Source organism: Streptomyces sp. ALB3, from assembly GCF_044385685.1.
GTDB lineage: Bacteria > Actinomycetota > Actinomycetes > Streptomycetales > Streptomycetaceae > Streptomyces.
Genome location: NZ_JBISCE010000026.1, coordinates 92,505 through 106,578 on the forward strand (window position 1 = coordinate 92,505; position 14,074 = coordinate 106,578).

Annotated in this window: 14 protein-coding genes and 2 pseudogenes; 9 read left to right on the forward strand and 7 right to left on the reverse strand. The window is 67.7% G+C overall.

What is annotated here, in order from left to right:
* Positions 1-3: 3 nt before the first annotated feature.
* Both ACHFIV_RS12275 and ACHFIV_RS12280 read left to right on the forward strand, forming a co-directional pair.
* Positions 4-1,350 carry a sensor histidine kinase gene (locus ACHFIV_RS12275; protein ID WP_398968176.1) on the forward strand — a complete coding sequence of 449 codons (1,347 nt, stop codon included), beginning with the start codon at positions 4-6 and terminating at the stop codon, positions 1,348-1,350.
* The gene (locus ACHFIV_RS12280; RefSeq protein ID WP_398966859.1) at positions 1,347-1,967 is read left to right on the forward strand and encodes a response regulator; all 621 of its coding nucleotides are present in this window, start codon (positions 1,347-1,349) and stop codon (positions 1,965-1,967) included. The genes ACHFIV_RS12275 and ACHFIV_RS12280 overlap by 4 nt, the downstream gene beginning before the upstream one ends.
* 213 nt (positions 1,968-2,180) lie before the next feature.
* On the opposite strand, the gene ACHFIV_RS12285 is transcribed toward ACHFIV_RS12280, so the two are convergent.
* Complete coding sequence (locus ACHFIV_RS12285; protein ID WP_398966862.1) at positions 2,181-3,104, reverse strand: LysR family transcriptional regulator; 924 nt, start codon at positions 3,102-3,104, stop codon at positions 2,181-2,183.
* Positions 3,105-3,175: 71 nt separating this feature from the next.
* Between ACHFIV_RS12285 and ACHFIV_RS12290 the strand changes: the two genes are divergently transcribed.
* Together ACHFIV_RS12290 and ACHFIV_RS12295 are read left to right on the forward strand one after the other, a co-directional pair.
* Positions 3,176-3,781, forward strand: coding sequence for a maleylpyruvate isomerase family mycothiol-dependent enzyme (locus tag ACHFIV_RS12290; protein ID WP_398966867.1), 606 nt, complete (start codon positions 3,176-3,178; stop codon positions 3,779-3,781).
* Positions 3,782-3,895: 114 nt separating this feature from the next.
* Complete coding sequence (locus tag ACHFIV_RS12295; protein ID WP_398966870.1) at positions 3,896-4,351, forward strand: MarR family transcriptional regulator; 456 nt, start codon at positions 3,896-3,898, stop codon at positions 4,349-4,351.
* 24 nt (positions 4,352-4,375) lie between these two features.
* Here the strand turns inward: ACHFIV_RS12295 and ACHFIV_RS12300 are convergent.
* Both ACHFIV_RS12300 and ACHFIV_RS12305 read right to left on the reverse strand, forming a co-directional pair.
* Positions 4,376-4,933, reverse strand: a pseudogene (locus ACHFIV_RS12300) (IS701 family transposase); the annotation flags it as partial.
* A 151-nt stretch (positions 4,934-5,084) separates the two neighbouring features.
* Positions 5,085-5,228 carry a hypothetical protein gene (locus ACHFIV_RS12305; protein WP_398966873.1) on the reverse strand — a complete coding sequence of 48 codons (144 nt, stop codon included), beginning with the start codon at positions 5,226-5,228 and terminating at the stop codon, positions 5,085-5,087.
* Between the two features lie 165 nt (positions 5,229-5,393).
* Here ACHFIV_RS12305 and ACHFIV_RS12310 point away from each other — a divergent pair, with 165 nt between their 5' ends.
* Complete coding sequence (locus ACHFIV_RS12310; RefSeq protein ID WP_398966875.1) at positions 5,394-5,846, forward strand: VOC family protein; 453 nt, start codon at positions 5,394-5,396, stop codon at positions 5,844-5,846.
* 35 nt (positions 5,847-5,881) lie between these two features.
* Here the strand turns inward: ACHFIV_RS12310 and ACHFIV_RS12315 are convergent, their stop codons facing one another.
* Entirely contained in the window at positions 5,882-6,859 is a 978-nt protein-coding gene (locus tag ACHFIV_RS12315) for an ArsR/SmtB family transcription factor (RefSeq protein ID WP_398966877.1), read from the reverse strand.
* 645 nt (positions 6,860-7,504) lie between these two features.
* On the opposite strand from ACHFIV_RS12315, the gene arr reads away from it, so the two are divergent.
* Complete coding sequence (gene arr, locus ACHFIV_RS12320; protein WP_398966879.1) at positions 7,505-7,915, forward strand: NAD(+)--rifampin ADP-ribosyltransferase; 411 nt, start codon at positions 7,505-7,507, stop codon at positions 7,913-7,915.
* 636 nt (positions 7,916-8,551) lie between these two features.
* Here the strand turns inward: arr and ACHFIV_RS12325 are convergent.
* Together ACHFIV_RS12325 and ACHFIV_RS12330 are read right to left on the reverse strand one after the other, a co-directional pair.
* A pseudogene (locus ACHFIV_RS12325) lies at positions 8,552-8,822 on the reverse strand (Tn3 family transposase); the annotation flags it as partial.
* Between the two features lie 565 nt (positions 8,823-9,387).
* Positions 9,388-10,083 carry an SAM-dependent methyltransferase gene (locus ACHFIV_RS12330; protein ID WP_398966882.1) on the reverse strand — a complete coding sequence of 232 codons (696 nt, stop codon included), beginning with the start codon at positions 10,081-10,083 and terminating at the stop codon, positions 9,388-9,390.
* A 337-nt stretch (positions 10,084-10,420) separates the two neighbouring features.
* On the opposite strand from ACHFIV_RS12330, the gene ACHFIV_RS12335 reads away from it, so the two are divergent.
* The 3 genes from ACHFIV_RS12335 (at position 10,421) to ACHFIV_RS12345 (ending at position 12,881) form a co-directional block, all read left to right on the forward strand.
* The gene (locus tag ACHFIV_RS12335) at positions 10,421-10,891 is read left to right on the forward strand and encodes an EF-hand domain-containing protein (protein ID WP_398966883.1); all 471 of its coding nucleotides are present in this window, start codon (positions 10,421-10,423) and stop codon (positions 10,889-10,891) included.
* Between the two features lie 188 nt (positions 10,892-11,079).
* Positions 11,080-12,516 (forward strand): PP2C family protein-serine/threonine phosphatase, encoded by a 1,437-nt coding sequence (locus ACHFIV_RS12340; protein WP_398966886.1) that lies wholly within the window; start codon positions 11,080-11,082, stop codon positions 12,514-12,516.
* The gene (locus ACHFIV_RS12345; RefSeq protein ID WP_398966889.1) at positions 12,513-12,881 is read left to right on the forward strand and encodes an STAS domain-containing protein; all 369 of its coding nucleotides are present in this window, start codon (positions 12,513-12,515) and stop codon (positions 12,879-12,881) included. Before ACHFIV_RS12340 ends, ACHFIV_RS12345 begins: the two co-directional genes overlap by 4 nt.
* A gap of 101 nt (positions 12,882-12,982) precedes the next feature.
* Here ACHFIV_RS12345 and ACHFIV_RS12350 read toward each other — a convergent pair whose 3' ends face one another.
* Positions 12,983-13,987 (reverse strand): NADP-dependent oxidoreductase, encoded by a 1,005-nt coding sequence (locus ACHFIV_RS12350; protein WP_398966891.1) that lies wholly within the window; start codon positions 13,985-13,987, stop codon positions 12,983-12,985.
* Positions 13,988-14,074: the final 87 nt, after the last annotated feature.

Sequence of the window (14,074 nt, forward strand, 5' to 3'; positions counted from 1 at the left end):
ACGATGACGCGAGGTGCCGAGGCAGGTGAGCGCCCGAGCCCCGGAACGCACGAATCCGCCGTCGCGGAAGAAGCGGAGAGCGCGAACCGCTCCCGGTTGGCCTGGAAGGAAGAGCAACTGCGGGTCTGGGACCTGCTGCAGCTGTTCACACCGTGGCTGCTGCTCACGATCTCGACGGCGATCTACTTCTCGTGGGTGCTTCCGGCCTCCGGTGAACACCTCTGGCCCGAGGCCGCCTCCGTCCTCGGGCTGGTCTCGGTCTCGGTGCCGTGGGTGCTGTTCGGTCACACGCTACCCATCAGGAGAAGGACGCTCCGACCCGTGTCGGCGGGCATCTTCCTCGCCGGGCTGCTGGCGCTGTGCGTCACCCTCATGACGTACTCCGACATCTTCCTCGTCTTCACCATCGCCGGCTTTTTCCACGCGTACCTGCTCAGGCCGTGGCTGTTGGGAGTGCTCGGAGTCCTGGCCACCTCCGTGGCCCTCAACGGCTCGGCGATGCGAGTGTGGGCGAGCCCGGCCCCGGACACGCTCGCGGAGTTCGTCCTGATCGTCGCCGTGCAGACCGCGGCGATCGGGGTGGGCATCGTGCTGACGGCGCGCAGCGAACCAGAGGAACGCAAGCGGGAGAAGCTTGTCGCGCGACTCGAGTCGGCACTGCACGAGAACGCCGGGCTCCATGCCCAGTTGGTCGCCCAGGCCCGGGAATCCGGGGCCCAGGACGAGCGGCAGCGCTTGGCCGGCGAGATTCACGACACTCTGGCCCAAGGTCTCGCCGGCATCATCACCCAACTCCAGGCTGCGGAGCGTGCCGCGCGTGTGCGGGGCGAGTCGGAAGAGCACGTCGCGCGTGCACTTCGGCTCGCGCGCAGCAGTCTGACCGAGGCCAGACGGTCCGTGCGGGCACTCGCTCCTGAGGAACTCGGGCGAGCGCACCTCCCCGACGCGCTGCGCACGTTGACCGAGCGATGGTCGCAGGACGAAGGGGTGAGCGCGCAGATGGAGGTCACCGGCCCCCGGGAGCCACTGAGCCCGGCGATCGAGGTGTCACTCTTCCGGGTCGCGCAGGAGTCGCTGACCAACGTGGCCAAGCACGCGGACGCATCGCGCGTCGGTGTCACACTGTCGTACACGGGCACCGAGGTGCTGCTGGACGTGCGGGATGACGGGCGTGGGTTCGCGAACGGGGTCGGCACCGGCTTCGGCCTGACGAGCATGCGCCAGCGCATCAGAGGGGTCGGCGGTCATATAGACGTCCAGAGCGCACCGGGTGAAGGAACATCCGTCAGTGTGCGCGTTCCGGCGATCACCCCCGGAGGCCCGAGAGCACAGGGGGGAACCGACCGATGATTCGACTGGTGGTTGTCGACGACCATCCGATCGTGCGGGGCGGTCTCCGCGACACCTTCGCGGACGCCGAGGACATTGTCGTGGTCGGTGAGGCCGGGGACGGCGCCGAGGGCATCCAACGCGCCAAGCTGCTGGCAGCGGATGTCGTGCTCATGGACCTTCGGATGCCCGGGATGGACGGCGTCGCCGCGACCGCGGCCCTGAGCGAGTCGGCTCCGAGCGTGCGCGTGCTGATCCTGACCACCTTCGACAGCGAGAGCGACGTACTGCCGGCAATCGAGGCGGGGGCGATCGGATATCTCCTGAAGGATGCTCTGCCCGACGAGCTGATGCGCGCCGTCCGTGCAGCCGCGCGGGGAGAGTCGGTGCTCGCGCCGTCGGTGACGCAGCACCTCATGGGACAGGTTCGGAGGCCCCGCGCCGGCACACTGACCGATCGAGAGAAGGAGGTGCTGCAATTGGTCGCGAACGGCAACTCGAATCGAGAGGCCGCCACAGCGTTGTTCATCGGCGAAGCGAGCATCAAGACCCATCTGCAACACATCTACGACAAGCTCGGGGTTCGTGATCGAGCCTCGGCGGTGGCCGAGGGCTACCGCCGTCGCCTGCTCACGTGACGCCCCCGCTGTCGGCCGCCGCACGGCAAACCGTCGCGAGCAGCATCAAAATCGGAGAGGTCGCCCTCCAGGACGGTCCGGGACGATGCCCCGCCCCGCCTCCATGCCTTGTCAGAGGGTGTTTCGTACCGTTGTTTGATCCCGGATTGCGTTGTTGTGGGTGGTTCATGTGCCGCGCCGCGGGACATTTCGGGGTCACGCCTGGCCACGTTCCTAGTGCTGGGAGGGTTTGGTCGGCGGGAGGGCCTTCTGCATTCGGATGAGGAGGGCCTTGGCTGCCGGAGTTTTGGGACCGTTCGTCGGCCATGCGAGAGCAATCCGGCCGCGGAGGCGGGGGGAGGTCAGGGGGAGAGTGCGGAGGCCGAGAGCGGATGCGGCTTCGGACGGGATCTCCGGGAGAATGGCAACTCCGAGGCCGCGGGCGGCGAAGCGTGTCAGCAGACTCGGCGCGGCGGCCTCGAAGGCGATGTGTGGCTGGAAACCGGCCTGTCGGCAGGCGCGTTCGAGTGCGCCTCGTATGCCGGTGCCGCGTGGGAGGCTGATGAGTGGGCGGTCGGCGAGCTCGGCAAGTGGGAGTGTTGTGCGGTCGGCGGGGAAGAGCAGTGGATCCTTCGGGGTCATGGCGGCGACCAGTGGAGTGTCGATCACGACCTGGAAGCTGGTGTCCGGCAGGGGGTCGTCGTCGGTGACGCCGACGATGGCGAGGTCGAGTTGACCGCGACGCAGGGCGATGAGCATGCGTGCTGAAGTGTCCTCGGTGAGGGAAATCTCCACCTGCGGGTGCTCGTCGTGGAAGTCGGCGAGCAAGGCGGCCAGGTCGTACTCGTCGGTGGCCGCCCCTGAGACGACGCCGATGGTGACATGCCCTCGGATCAGACCGGTGAACTCGTCCACCGTCTGCCGCATCCCCTCGATGGCCGCAAGTGCTGCTCGCGCATAGGGAAGGACCGCCTCGCCCGCTTCGGTGGCGGTCACCCTTCGACCGGACCGGTCCAGCAGGGGTTGCCCAAGTTCCCTCTCCATCTGCCGGATCTGAGCACTCACCCCCGGTTGCGCGACATGCAGGCGGGCTGCGGCTCGGGTGAAGTTGGCTTCTTCGACGACGGTGAGGAAGTACTGCAGCTGGCGGAGCTCCATAAGAGGAGATGCTAGTTGCGAGAATGACCGTCTCTTGGACTTCTGCCCCGGCGTCCGAGACGCTGGTGACCATGAAGAGTGCAGCAGTGGACGTCCGTGCCGAGATCGCGGCCGAGCGGCGCGAACTGGCGGACGTGCTGGACGGACTGACCGATCACCAGTGGGATGCGCCGACCTTGTGCAGCGGGTGGCGGGTGCGAGAGGTCGCCGCACACATGAGCATGGGATTCAGGTACTCGTTCGGCAGGACGATGCTGGAGCTGGGTCGGTCGGGAGGCAACCTGCACCGGATGACTGACCGCCTCGCGCGCCGCGACGCCGCTGTCCTCGCGCCCCATGAACTCGCCTCAGCGCTGCGGGACAATGCCCATCACCCCTGGAGGCCGCCGGTAGGCGGACCGGCAGCGGCACTCGGGCACGATGTCATGCACGGATTGGACATCACCGTCGCGCTCAGGCTCGGGCGACAAGTCCCCGTGGAACGCCTGCGCATCGTGCTGGAAACCGTCAAGCCGAGCACGCTCCGCTTCTTCCGGGCGAACCTCGGCGACGTCGAAATGCGGGCCACCGACCTGGAGTGGTCGTACGGCAGGGGCACCCAGGTGGCGCGCCCCGCCCAGGAGCTCCTCCTGCTTGCCTACGGGCGCAAGCTCCCAGCGGTGCGCGCAGACGACTGACGCCGACGCGGTAGTCACTGACGACCTAGGTGAGCCGGGGTGGCGTCCGGCTGTCCGGGTGGCGTAGCCGCTTGGACAGCGCGGTGGGCGAACTGGCAGAGAGAAGGTGGCGTGATGGAGTACTCGCACGACGACGAAGCGCTGGTGAACCAGCCGATCGGGTACTGGACGTGGGCCGCGAACAAGACGCTTACGGCGTACGTCAGGGGGCGGCTCGCGGCCATCGGGATCACACAGCCTCAGTGGTGGGTGCTGCACCAGGTGCTGCACAGCGAAACCGGTGCTACGCGGGACGAGGTGATCAGTGCCCAGCAGAGCAACCTGGACGTTGGCGCCGGCCTTGCTCCCGACATCGACCTTCTGCTGGAGCGGAAGCTGCTCGTGCTGGATAGAACCGGCCGACTCCAGATCACTGACGAAGGCCGGGCGCTGCACCAGCACGCCGCCGAGACTCAGCGCTCCAGCCGGACACAGGTGCACACGGGTATCCCGGACGAGGAATACCTGATCACCCTGAAGGTACTGCAACGCATGATGCGCAACGCGGGTGGAGACGTGTCCGCGGAGTGACGATCGACCGCCCCACCTGCCGGAACGAGCAGATCCGGCGCTTGTCCAAGGTCCTCGCTCTCGTGATCCCGAGCGTTTCTGCCGTGGCCCGTGTGAGCCTGTGCCGCAGGATCGGCGCTTCCACTTCTGCCTCGGCAGATCGTGGAACAGGTCATGCACCGGGTGATCCATGGCCCAGCGGGTGAGGACGGTGTCGTGCCTGGTTGTGGCCAGGGCATCGAAGGCATCGGCCCGCTCGAGCTCGGTCCGCCAGCTTTTCGAGTAGCCGTAGCCTGCGTCCGGCGCCACCCACCCGAACGGGATCTCCTCCGAGATTGCCCGACGGATCATCGCCCTGGCCATCGCGACCTTGGTCTCGAAGACGATCTCATCGTCGATACCGGCCCGGCGGCACCGGTCACGGTCGTCAGTCCAGGACGTCGGCAGGCAGAGGCGCCGGTCGACAAGAGTGCGGCCGCGACCGGACGCATAGGCGAGGAAGACCCCGGCCTGGCAGTTCTCCGTCCGTCCGGCCGTGCCCGAGTACTGCCGCTGGAACGCGGCCGAACGCTCTCCCTTCTTCAGGAATCCGATGTCGTCCACGCAGCTGCACTCTGATCCGCCCGGACGACCAGATGAACAGCCGGGAAGGGCACCAGACGACCCGAACCGGCTCCACTGAACCGGCGACACGCCCTGAACCACTGTCGCGCACCAGGATTGCGACCCCGGCGCACAGCAGGACGATCGGTGTTCATCGCGTGCGCAACACCACCGTGGTGACGATCAACCCGGCCGGCGTGGCGATGCTCAGGACCATCGTCAGCGGCTCCTTGAGTACCGGGTACGCGTGGAGGAGGAACGCGCCGAACGCGCACGCCATCAGCACGATCACCACCCCGACCACGGTCAACGGCACCACCCACCCCGGTCGACGCTCGCGATCAACGCACCCGGCACCGTGACCTTTCGACACACGTCGAATCGATTGGATGCCCACCACCCTGGTGCCAGGCTGAGCTCGGCAACTGCAGGACCCGTCCGTGCGATATCAGGAGACCTCATGATCTTCGTCAACATCACCACAACCGACCTCGAGCGCAGCAAGGCCTTCTACACGGCGCTCGGCTGCGACATCAACCCGATGTTCACCGACGAGAACGCCGCGTGCGTCGTCTGGGACGAGAACACGAACTTCATGGTGCTCACCCACGGGCACTTCTCGCAGTTCACCGACAAGCAGATCGCCGACCCGCACACGGTCGCCCAGGTGCTGCTGTCATTCTCGCGCGACTCGCGGGACCACGTCGACAGGACCGTCGACGCCGGTGTCACCGCGGGCGGCCGTGAGCCGAGATCGGCGCAGGACCACGGGTTCATGTATGGGCGCTCCCTCGAGGACCCGGACGGCAACGTCCTCGAGTTCCTCTACATGGAGCCCCAGGCCACCGAGCAGGGTCCGGAGGCGTACGTCGCCGAGCACGGCGCGGGACCGGATCTCGTTCCCGGTCGGTGACCCAGCGCCGGCCCCGGATGCGCTCGTCCGCCGCGTCAGGCGCGGTGGACGAGCGCATCGCCGAGCGGCGTGCGCGCGTGCAGCACGCGCCGCCCGGCACGCCGGGACGCGATGAGCCCGGCGTCGCGCAGGGCGTCGAGGTGGTGGGATGCGGTGGAAGCCGCGATGCCGGCCTCTCCTGCTGTCTCCGTCGTGGACAGCGGCGCGCCGAGCGCGACGAGCACCGCGGCGCGGCTCTCCCCGAGCAGGCCCGCCAGCGCGTCCGTCGAATCGGCACGATGCCACACCTCGGACAGACCGAGCGCGGGGTAGAAGAGCGTCGGCTGCGCGGGCGGCTCCGTGAGTACCGCGCAGTGGCGCCCGAAGAACGACGGCACGAGCACGAGGCCCCGCCCCTGGCAGTCGACGATCTCTTCGTGTCGTTCCATCCGCACGCGCACTGTGTCGGCGCTCCACTCAACACCTTCGCCGAGATCGGCCGCCATCCCGGCCAGACCGTCCGCGGTCATCCGTCGCACCCGAGAGCCGATGTCCGCATGAAGGACGCGTTCGATCTGCGCCCAGTAGGGCGCGAGTGCGGCCTCCCAGAGCGCCTCGACGTGGCGCACGATCATGGCGCGGATCCTCGCGGGATCAGCCGCCATCCTCTCGAGCGCGGCCCGCGCGACTCCGGCGCTGCGGACCGCACGCTTGCGCAGGTCGACCGCGATCGGCTCGAGCGGCGCCTGTCGCAGCCTCTCGATCTCGTCCGCAGGCGTGAGATCCCACGACGCGGCCGACGTGAACAGATCGGGTGCGTACCCGGTTTCGCCCACGACAAGGCGCAGCAACTCGAGGGACTCCCGCGGGACATCGTCGCGAACGGCGCGCAGCCATCCCCACTGCAGCGGCTGCTCCTGCGGTCGACTGAGGGTCCGCACCGCGTGGACGATCTCATGCCCTGGCGACACGCCGAATCGGACGGTGGAGATGTCCTCCGAAGCGAGGCGGAACTCGACATACTTCTGCGGCACGTCGAGCAGGCTACCGCCGATACGACTCAGCCGATCGAGCGCGGCCCGGCTCCGTGCAGCGGCTCCCTGCTCGAAGCGCTGAACTTGCCGCGATGAACGGCCGCTACGTCCAGGTCCACCCGTAGCGTCCGACGAGGTAAGCCGGGCGCTGATGCCAGGGTCCGTCCCACCCTACAGATCCGACAATCCAGATTGTCAGTGCCGCGGACATCCGACCGGCATCAGGCCCTCGACGACTACCCGCATGTCCGTCCGGACACGCCGACGAACGGGCTCAAGACCAATCAGCTTCCTACAGACATACCCCTGGAGAACACCACAACCAGCGAAGATGCAGCACCGGGAACGCCAACGCAGGTCGGTCTTGCCCTCGGTGTCCGTGGTTTTCTTGTGCAGGTTGCCCTCGGAGTCGAGGTCGAAGACGGGTGCGGCCGGAGTTGTCCTTGGCCCTTGTTCCGTCGGGCAGCCGGTGCGGACGCTCGTCGGCAGGGTTTGGAGGCCGGTCCTGCTGAGGGTGCGGTCCGCTTCCCGGCGCTTCCTTCTGGTCGGGAGCGCGGCGGCGAGTGTGCACGGAAGGATCAAAAGGAGCCTGTTCCGTCCATGACAGCCTGCCGTCGTGGCAACTGGCGTTGATATCCTGCAGCGATGGAAGATGTGCTGGATGAGGGGCCGTTCTTTCACGGCACAAAGGCCGATCTGCAAGTTGGGGAGTACCTCACTGCCGGTTTCCGCTCCAACTACCGGCCTGAAATCGTCATGAACCACATCTACTTCACCGCGTTGCGTGATGGTGCGGGACTCGCCGCCGAACTTGCCGCGGGCGACGGAGCCGCGCGGGTGTATATCGTCGAGCCGACCGGCGACTTCGAGAACGATCCCAACGTCACCGACAAGAAGTTCCCCGGCAATCCCACCCGCTCCTACCGCAGCAGGGAACCGCTCCGGATCGTCAGCGAGGTCACCGACTGGACGCGACAGACACCTGAAGTTCTTCAGGCGTGGCGAGACCGGCTGGCTGCAATCCGTCTAGGTGATCGTGCCGACATTATCAATTGAAGGCTGCCCCAGGACAGATCTGACGCGGCCCAGGCATGTAGCGAACCCCACGGCCCGGTCCGTGACGGAGCCAGGGGCCATTGAACCGGGCAACGACCGCGACGACGGCCGGCCCATGCCAATAGCTGGCCGTCGCCGTCTCGCCGCGCTGTTCTCCGCCAGTCCGCACGCACTAAGCCACTGGCGGGCACTGGCACCCTTGACACTCGCAAGCAGGTGAGCTGCGCTGAACGGAGCATGCGCTACATGCACGGGTCCGCAGCGGCCCCAACGACAGGTCATGGGGCCAGCACATCGCCCACCTTCAGGACCCCGACGGCAATCCGGTTGACCCGACCCAGCCGATCCGGGCTCCGTGACACCGTTCCAGGTGCTTGTGCTGGTCGGGCGCTGCCTGCGGTAGGAGCATCTGCCAGTAATGGCCTCGATGCGGCGAACAGCGCTGCTCGGGGGAGCTGTCCGAGGCACGTCACCACAATGCCCTGAGACCTGCACGAGCAGGGCCGGACCGCATACCCAAAGCGCAGGGGCCACACCTGCCTCACCACACGGTTCCAGGCCGGCATGCCAAACGCCCTGCCCGGTATCGAGTCGCTGGCACGACACACCCCCAGGCAGCCCAGCCGCGGCTGGGATTCATTCCTCCCCGTCGTCGCCCTCATCCAGCTCTGGCATGTCCGGGTCGCGCAGCGGCCACAGGGCGTCGGCGGCCAGGGTCGAGGCGGTGAAGCTGTAGCGGCCGAGCAGGTTCAGGTTGCGGTGCTTGAGCGGGGACAGGCGGGCAATGTCCTCGTGTGAGGATCTCGTGGCCTTCGGCGCGAAGCTGGGCGACGACGACGTCGATGTACTTCGTCGTCCAGAGCACGATGGCGTTGAGCACCAAGCCGAGCGCGCCGAGTGGGTCCTCCATCGGCCCGGGGTGTGCGGCCGGTGCCACAGGAGCGCGCTCAGGCCGTCGAGATCGCCCCCGGCAGGCTGCGCCGGGCCGGAGGCTACCAACGGGGCCTGGCCGCGCGGGTGACCCGGACGCACGGGGGCGGCATCTGAATGTGGGACCGGGCCGTCACCGACATCCGGGCGCAGTACGCCTCCGAGCTCGGTTCGGACAGCGAAGCGCAGCGGCCGGCCTCGCAGCCAGAGTAGGACCAAGCACAGCACGTCGCCTGGTCGCCGGTCCGGTGCCCCTGCGACGCGCCGGGAGAACGAGCCCAGCGCAGCGCCGCCGCTTCCCCGAGACCACGCCCGCCACCAGCCATCCACACCCGCCCCCCACGCAGCAGAACACGAGGTAGAAGAGGGGAAGTCTGAGCACTCGCCACGCAAAAAACCGGGGCGTCATCTGACACACAACTTGGATCGTTTGCCACTGAAGTTGGACCGATGAAGAGCCCGAGTGCGTGAGCACTTGAAGCACGGGAAATCCCGGCGAAAACGATCCGATCGGAGAGACAGATGGCCGACGTGGTGTCTGCTCAGTTCTTATGCGCGGTTACCAGAGCGAAAGAGAGGAATTCTCCGCCGTCTGCGGTGAGCATGTCGATGACAGGCTGGTTCGCACTCTGGCCGTTGGGGTGGTGTTCAGCGCCTGCCCGGGCCCACAGCAGCCAGTCCCACCAGGCATCTTGCTGCAGCCGCGCTGACGTGACCTTCACCAACTCGGTGATCTCCCACTGGAAGCGCCACCACTCCGCCGTGTGCCAGGCGATCGCTTCCCAGCCGACCGTTTCCTTGATGTGGGGCGGGATCATCCCAAGGTCACGGATCTCCCGTGTCATGGCGGGGGTCGCCACGCCCAGTTGGCCGCCGGGCCGGAGGAACCGCAATAGGTAGGGCAGGTAATTGTCCGCCGTACCGAAGTACTCGAAGGCGTCCACGCTGACGATCGCGTCGAATCTCTGCTCCTCGAACGGCAGGGCGTGCGCCTCCGCTCGCACGGCCTCCACCCGGTCACCGACACCCGCCTTGGCGAAGACGGCTGCCGCCTGTTCGGGCGCAATCCACAGGTCGGCCGCGACGACGTCGACTCCGTACTCGCGGGCCAGGAACACCGACGTGGCGCCCTTGCCGGAGCCGAGATCGAGAACCCGCATGCCCGGGCGCAGGTCGAGATCGTGGGCGAGGTCTTCCAGCAGCCACAACGGGTTCGGCCCCATGTCGAGGTCGAGCAACCAGGCGGGGTCATACCGAGAGGAGCGTGGATAGCGGTCCGGACGTACGAGATCGTTCAAAACAGTCACGAGCACGGACCCAAGCCGATCATGTGCACGGTCGCAACCGGTTTTCTTCTCACCACGTCCGGGCAGGGCCTGGTGGTTGCCTCCGCCCAAGGCCTGGCAGGAGAGGATCACCAGAGCGGACCGCAGGGACTTTCCCGGGCTGGACTGAAGTGAGTTGCCATCCCGGTCCCACCAGCCGAAGTGCACTCCTACGGGGTGCTGTATCGCGTCAGGGAATGCCTGGAATGCCTCGACCGCCGAGCGCAATGCCGTCGACCGCACCGACTTCGTGTCGGCCTGTGACCGTCTCGCCGCCGCTTTCCAGCTCGCGCCCGAAGCCGTCGCGCTCAAGCGCATGCGGGAGCTGAGCGACGGCCTGTGGCAGCGCTTGTCTCAAGCTGCGGACACCAACCTAGACGGGCGCATCAGCCTCGCCGAGTACCAGGCGGCGTTCGCCGCCGGGTTGCTGGTCACGCCCGCCTCCTTCGACGCCGGCTACGTGCCATTCCTCGATGCGCTCATGGACATCGCCGACGAAGACGGCGACGGGAAGCTGACCCGGGATGAGCAAGTTCGCTGGTCCGGCGCCCTCATGGGGCTGCCTGAAGCGGACGCTCGCGAAGTCTTCGGCCGCCTCGACCGGGACGCCGACGGCCTGATCAGCCGCGACGACATGCTCCAGGCAATCCGTGAGTTCTACTTCAACGAGGACCCCACCTCCACCGGCGTGTGGCTGCTGGGACCACTGAACCCCGCCTAACGAGAAAAAACGGGCGTCTTCGGTCACTGTTCCACGAAGCTCGTTTCGCGAAATCGGGCGGCGCCGAGAGTTTCGGTAGAGTGCCCGGGTGCTGGCTGTCTGGTCGGTGCCTTCCCGGGGGGGATGACGAGACGAGGACCATGCCGGTACAAGCGAGCCCGTCTGCGATAGCACCGAACGGTTCCCTGGTGGCATCGGTCGAGGCGGCGCGTATGGCGGCGGTGCGCCGTTACGACATCCTCGACACCCCACCGGACGGCGCATACGACCGAGTCGCGGCTCTGGCCGCGCGGTTGTTCGAGGTGCCGGTGGCGACGGTGACGATCGTGGACGAGGACCGGATCTGGTTCAAGGCCACCCACGGCCTGGAAGGCGTCACCGAGATCGGCCGCGATCCCGGCCTGTGCGCCTCGGCCGTGCTCACCGATGACACCACCGTCATCCCCGACACCGTGCTGGACCCGGTCGCCTGCTCCAACCCGCTGGTCGCCGGACCGATGGGGGTACGGTTCTACGCCGCCGCTCCGATCATCACCGCCGACGGGTACCGGCTGGGAACGGTCAACATCCTCGACACCCACCCCCGCGAGATCAGCGAGGCGGATTCGGCCACGCTCGCGGACCTGGCCGCGGTGGTGCGTGACCAACTGGAGCTGCGGCTGTCCGCGCTGCATGTGGTGCGCGCCGAGCAGGAGCGCCGCAAGGTCGAGCAGGATAAACGCCAGGCGGAGGAAGAGGCCCGCCAGCGTGCGGAGCGGGACAAGGCTGCCATCGCCGCGTTCGCCTCCACCCTGCAGCGCACCCTGGTGCCCCCGGCACTGCCCGCGGTACCGGGGCTGGAGCTGGCCTGCCATTACAAGACCGCCTCCCCGCAGGAAGTGGGCGGCGACTTCTACGACGTCTTCCCCGTCGGCGGGGGCCGGTGGGCGTTCTTCCTGGGTGATGTGTGCGGCAAGGGCGCCGAAGCCGCCTCGATCACCTCACTGACCCGCTACACGCTGCGGGCCGCAGCCCTCGTCGACGCGGACCCCACAGCCGCACTCAAGGCTTTGAACACGGCGCTGCTCCTGGACGCGGCAGTCGGTACCCGTTTCTGCACCGCCGTCTTCGGCCTGCTCGATCCGGCCCGGGACGGTGGGTTCACGGTCACGCTGGCCACCGGCGGCCACCCGCCCGCCTACCACCTGCGCCCCGCCGAGGACGGCGGGGCGCAGGTGGAGGCGGTCCGCGCAAAGGGCGGCATGCTGGTCGGCGCGTTCGCCGAAGCCGTCTTCGCCTCACGCACCCTGCACCTGGCACCCGGCGAGGGACTGCTGCTGTACACCGACGGGCTGACCGAAGCCCGAACCGCCGACGGTGACATGCTCGCCGATACGGGCCTGACCGACTTCCTGGCCCGGCGGCCGGGACCGGTGAGCGCCGGCGTTCTGATCGAGGACACCGTCGCACTGCTGGACACACTCCCCGACACAGAACGCGATGACGTGGCCCTACTGGCCCTGTCCGTCCCCACCCCCGATACCGCTCCCACAGGCATCATCACCACCGCCCACAGCGCCGCCGCCCCGACCGCCGACGTCGCCGCCGCCGCCGCCGCCGCCGGGCAGGAGAACACACGCCCATGACCGACGCATTCCACATCGACGTCCCGCACACCCAGGGCGCCCTGGCCGTGATCGCCCTGTCAGGCGAATTCGACATCGCCACCGCACCCGCCGTACGAGCCCGCGCCCTGGAACTCATCGCGAACGGCCACCCCGACCTGATCGCCGACCTGGCGGGCGTCACCTTCTGCGACTCCTCCGGGCTGGGAGCCCTCATCGGTATCTGGCGCTGCGCCAAGGAGGCTGACGGCTCCCTGACCCTGGCGGCCATCCCCGAACGGCTGGGCCGCCTGCTCAGCGTCACCGGAATGGACACCTTCCTGCTCACCCACCCCGACACCCAGACCGCGCTCGCCGCATGCCAGGGCAATCGCTTCACCGCCTGAAACCCCTCACGCGCGCAACCGGCTTCAGCGGGTTCACCTGGCACGGCACAACGACGGCCGATCTGGCTGCAGAGACACGAACGGGCGCGGCAGCCCGGGCCTCAGACGTCTGCCCCGGTCGCTCGCACGATGACCTTGCCCTGGTTCTCGCCCCGTAGCATCCCCAGAAACCCGTTCACGATGCCGCCGAAGCCGTCGATCACGTTCTCGTCGGGCGTGATGCGTCCACTCTGCAGGTGCGGCACCACGAACTCGTACAGCTCGTCCTGCACGTCGCGGTAGTTGCGAACGAGGAAGCCCTCCATGCGCAGGCTCTTCTCCACGATGTCGGGAAGGTTGCGCAGGGCATGGGGGGTGTTGGTGCTGTTGTACTGGGCGATGGTGCCGATCCGTACGATCCGCCCGTACTGACGTAGCGAGGAGATCGCCGCTTCGAGGTGTTCGCCGCCGACATTGTCCATGTAGAGGTCGATTCCGTCGGGTGCCGCCTTGGCGAGCAGCTCGGCCGCCGGTCCTGAGTGGTAGTCGAAGACCTGGTCGTAGCCGACGTGTTCCGTGAGATAGGCGGCTTTCTCCGGTTTGCCTGTGCTGCCGACCAGCCGGCCAGCGCCCATCAGCCTGGCGAGTCGGCCGGTAGCTGTGCCCACACCGCCGGCCGCGGCTGAGACGAACAGGTCCTGGCCCTCGCGGAACTCGGCGATGCGGGTCAGACCGACATAGGCGGTCAGGCCGGTGCCGCCGAGGATGCTCAGGTGTGCGGAGAGTGGTACGCCGTCGAAGCGGGGGACAGCACGTGCCTCTTCGGGGGTGACGACGCTGTGGGTGCGCCAGCCCTGCCGGTGAAGGACGATCTCGCCCTCATTGAGCGCTGGATGGCGGGATTTCACGACCCGGCCGATGGTGCGGCCCTCCAGGGGAGCGTTCAGTGCGAAGCCCGCGTCCATCATTTCGCGGTGGTAAGGGTCCACCGACCAGAACAGGTTCTCCACCACCGCCGTTCCCGGGAGGGATTCCGGCATCGGGGATTCGACGAAGGTGAAGTGGCCGGGGGTGGGGAAGCCGTGGGGGCGGGCGGTCTGGTGCACGGTGAGCGCGGTCTCGGTCATGACGGTGACCGTACGGAGGAATGCGGAGGCCGGGGAGAGGGTTGCGCTCATGGAACGACCCGATCCATGAAGGGTCCTCATAGAAGC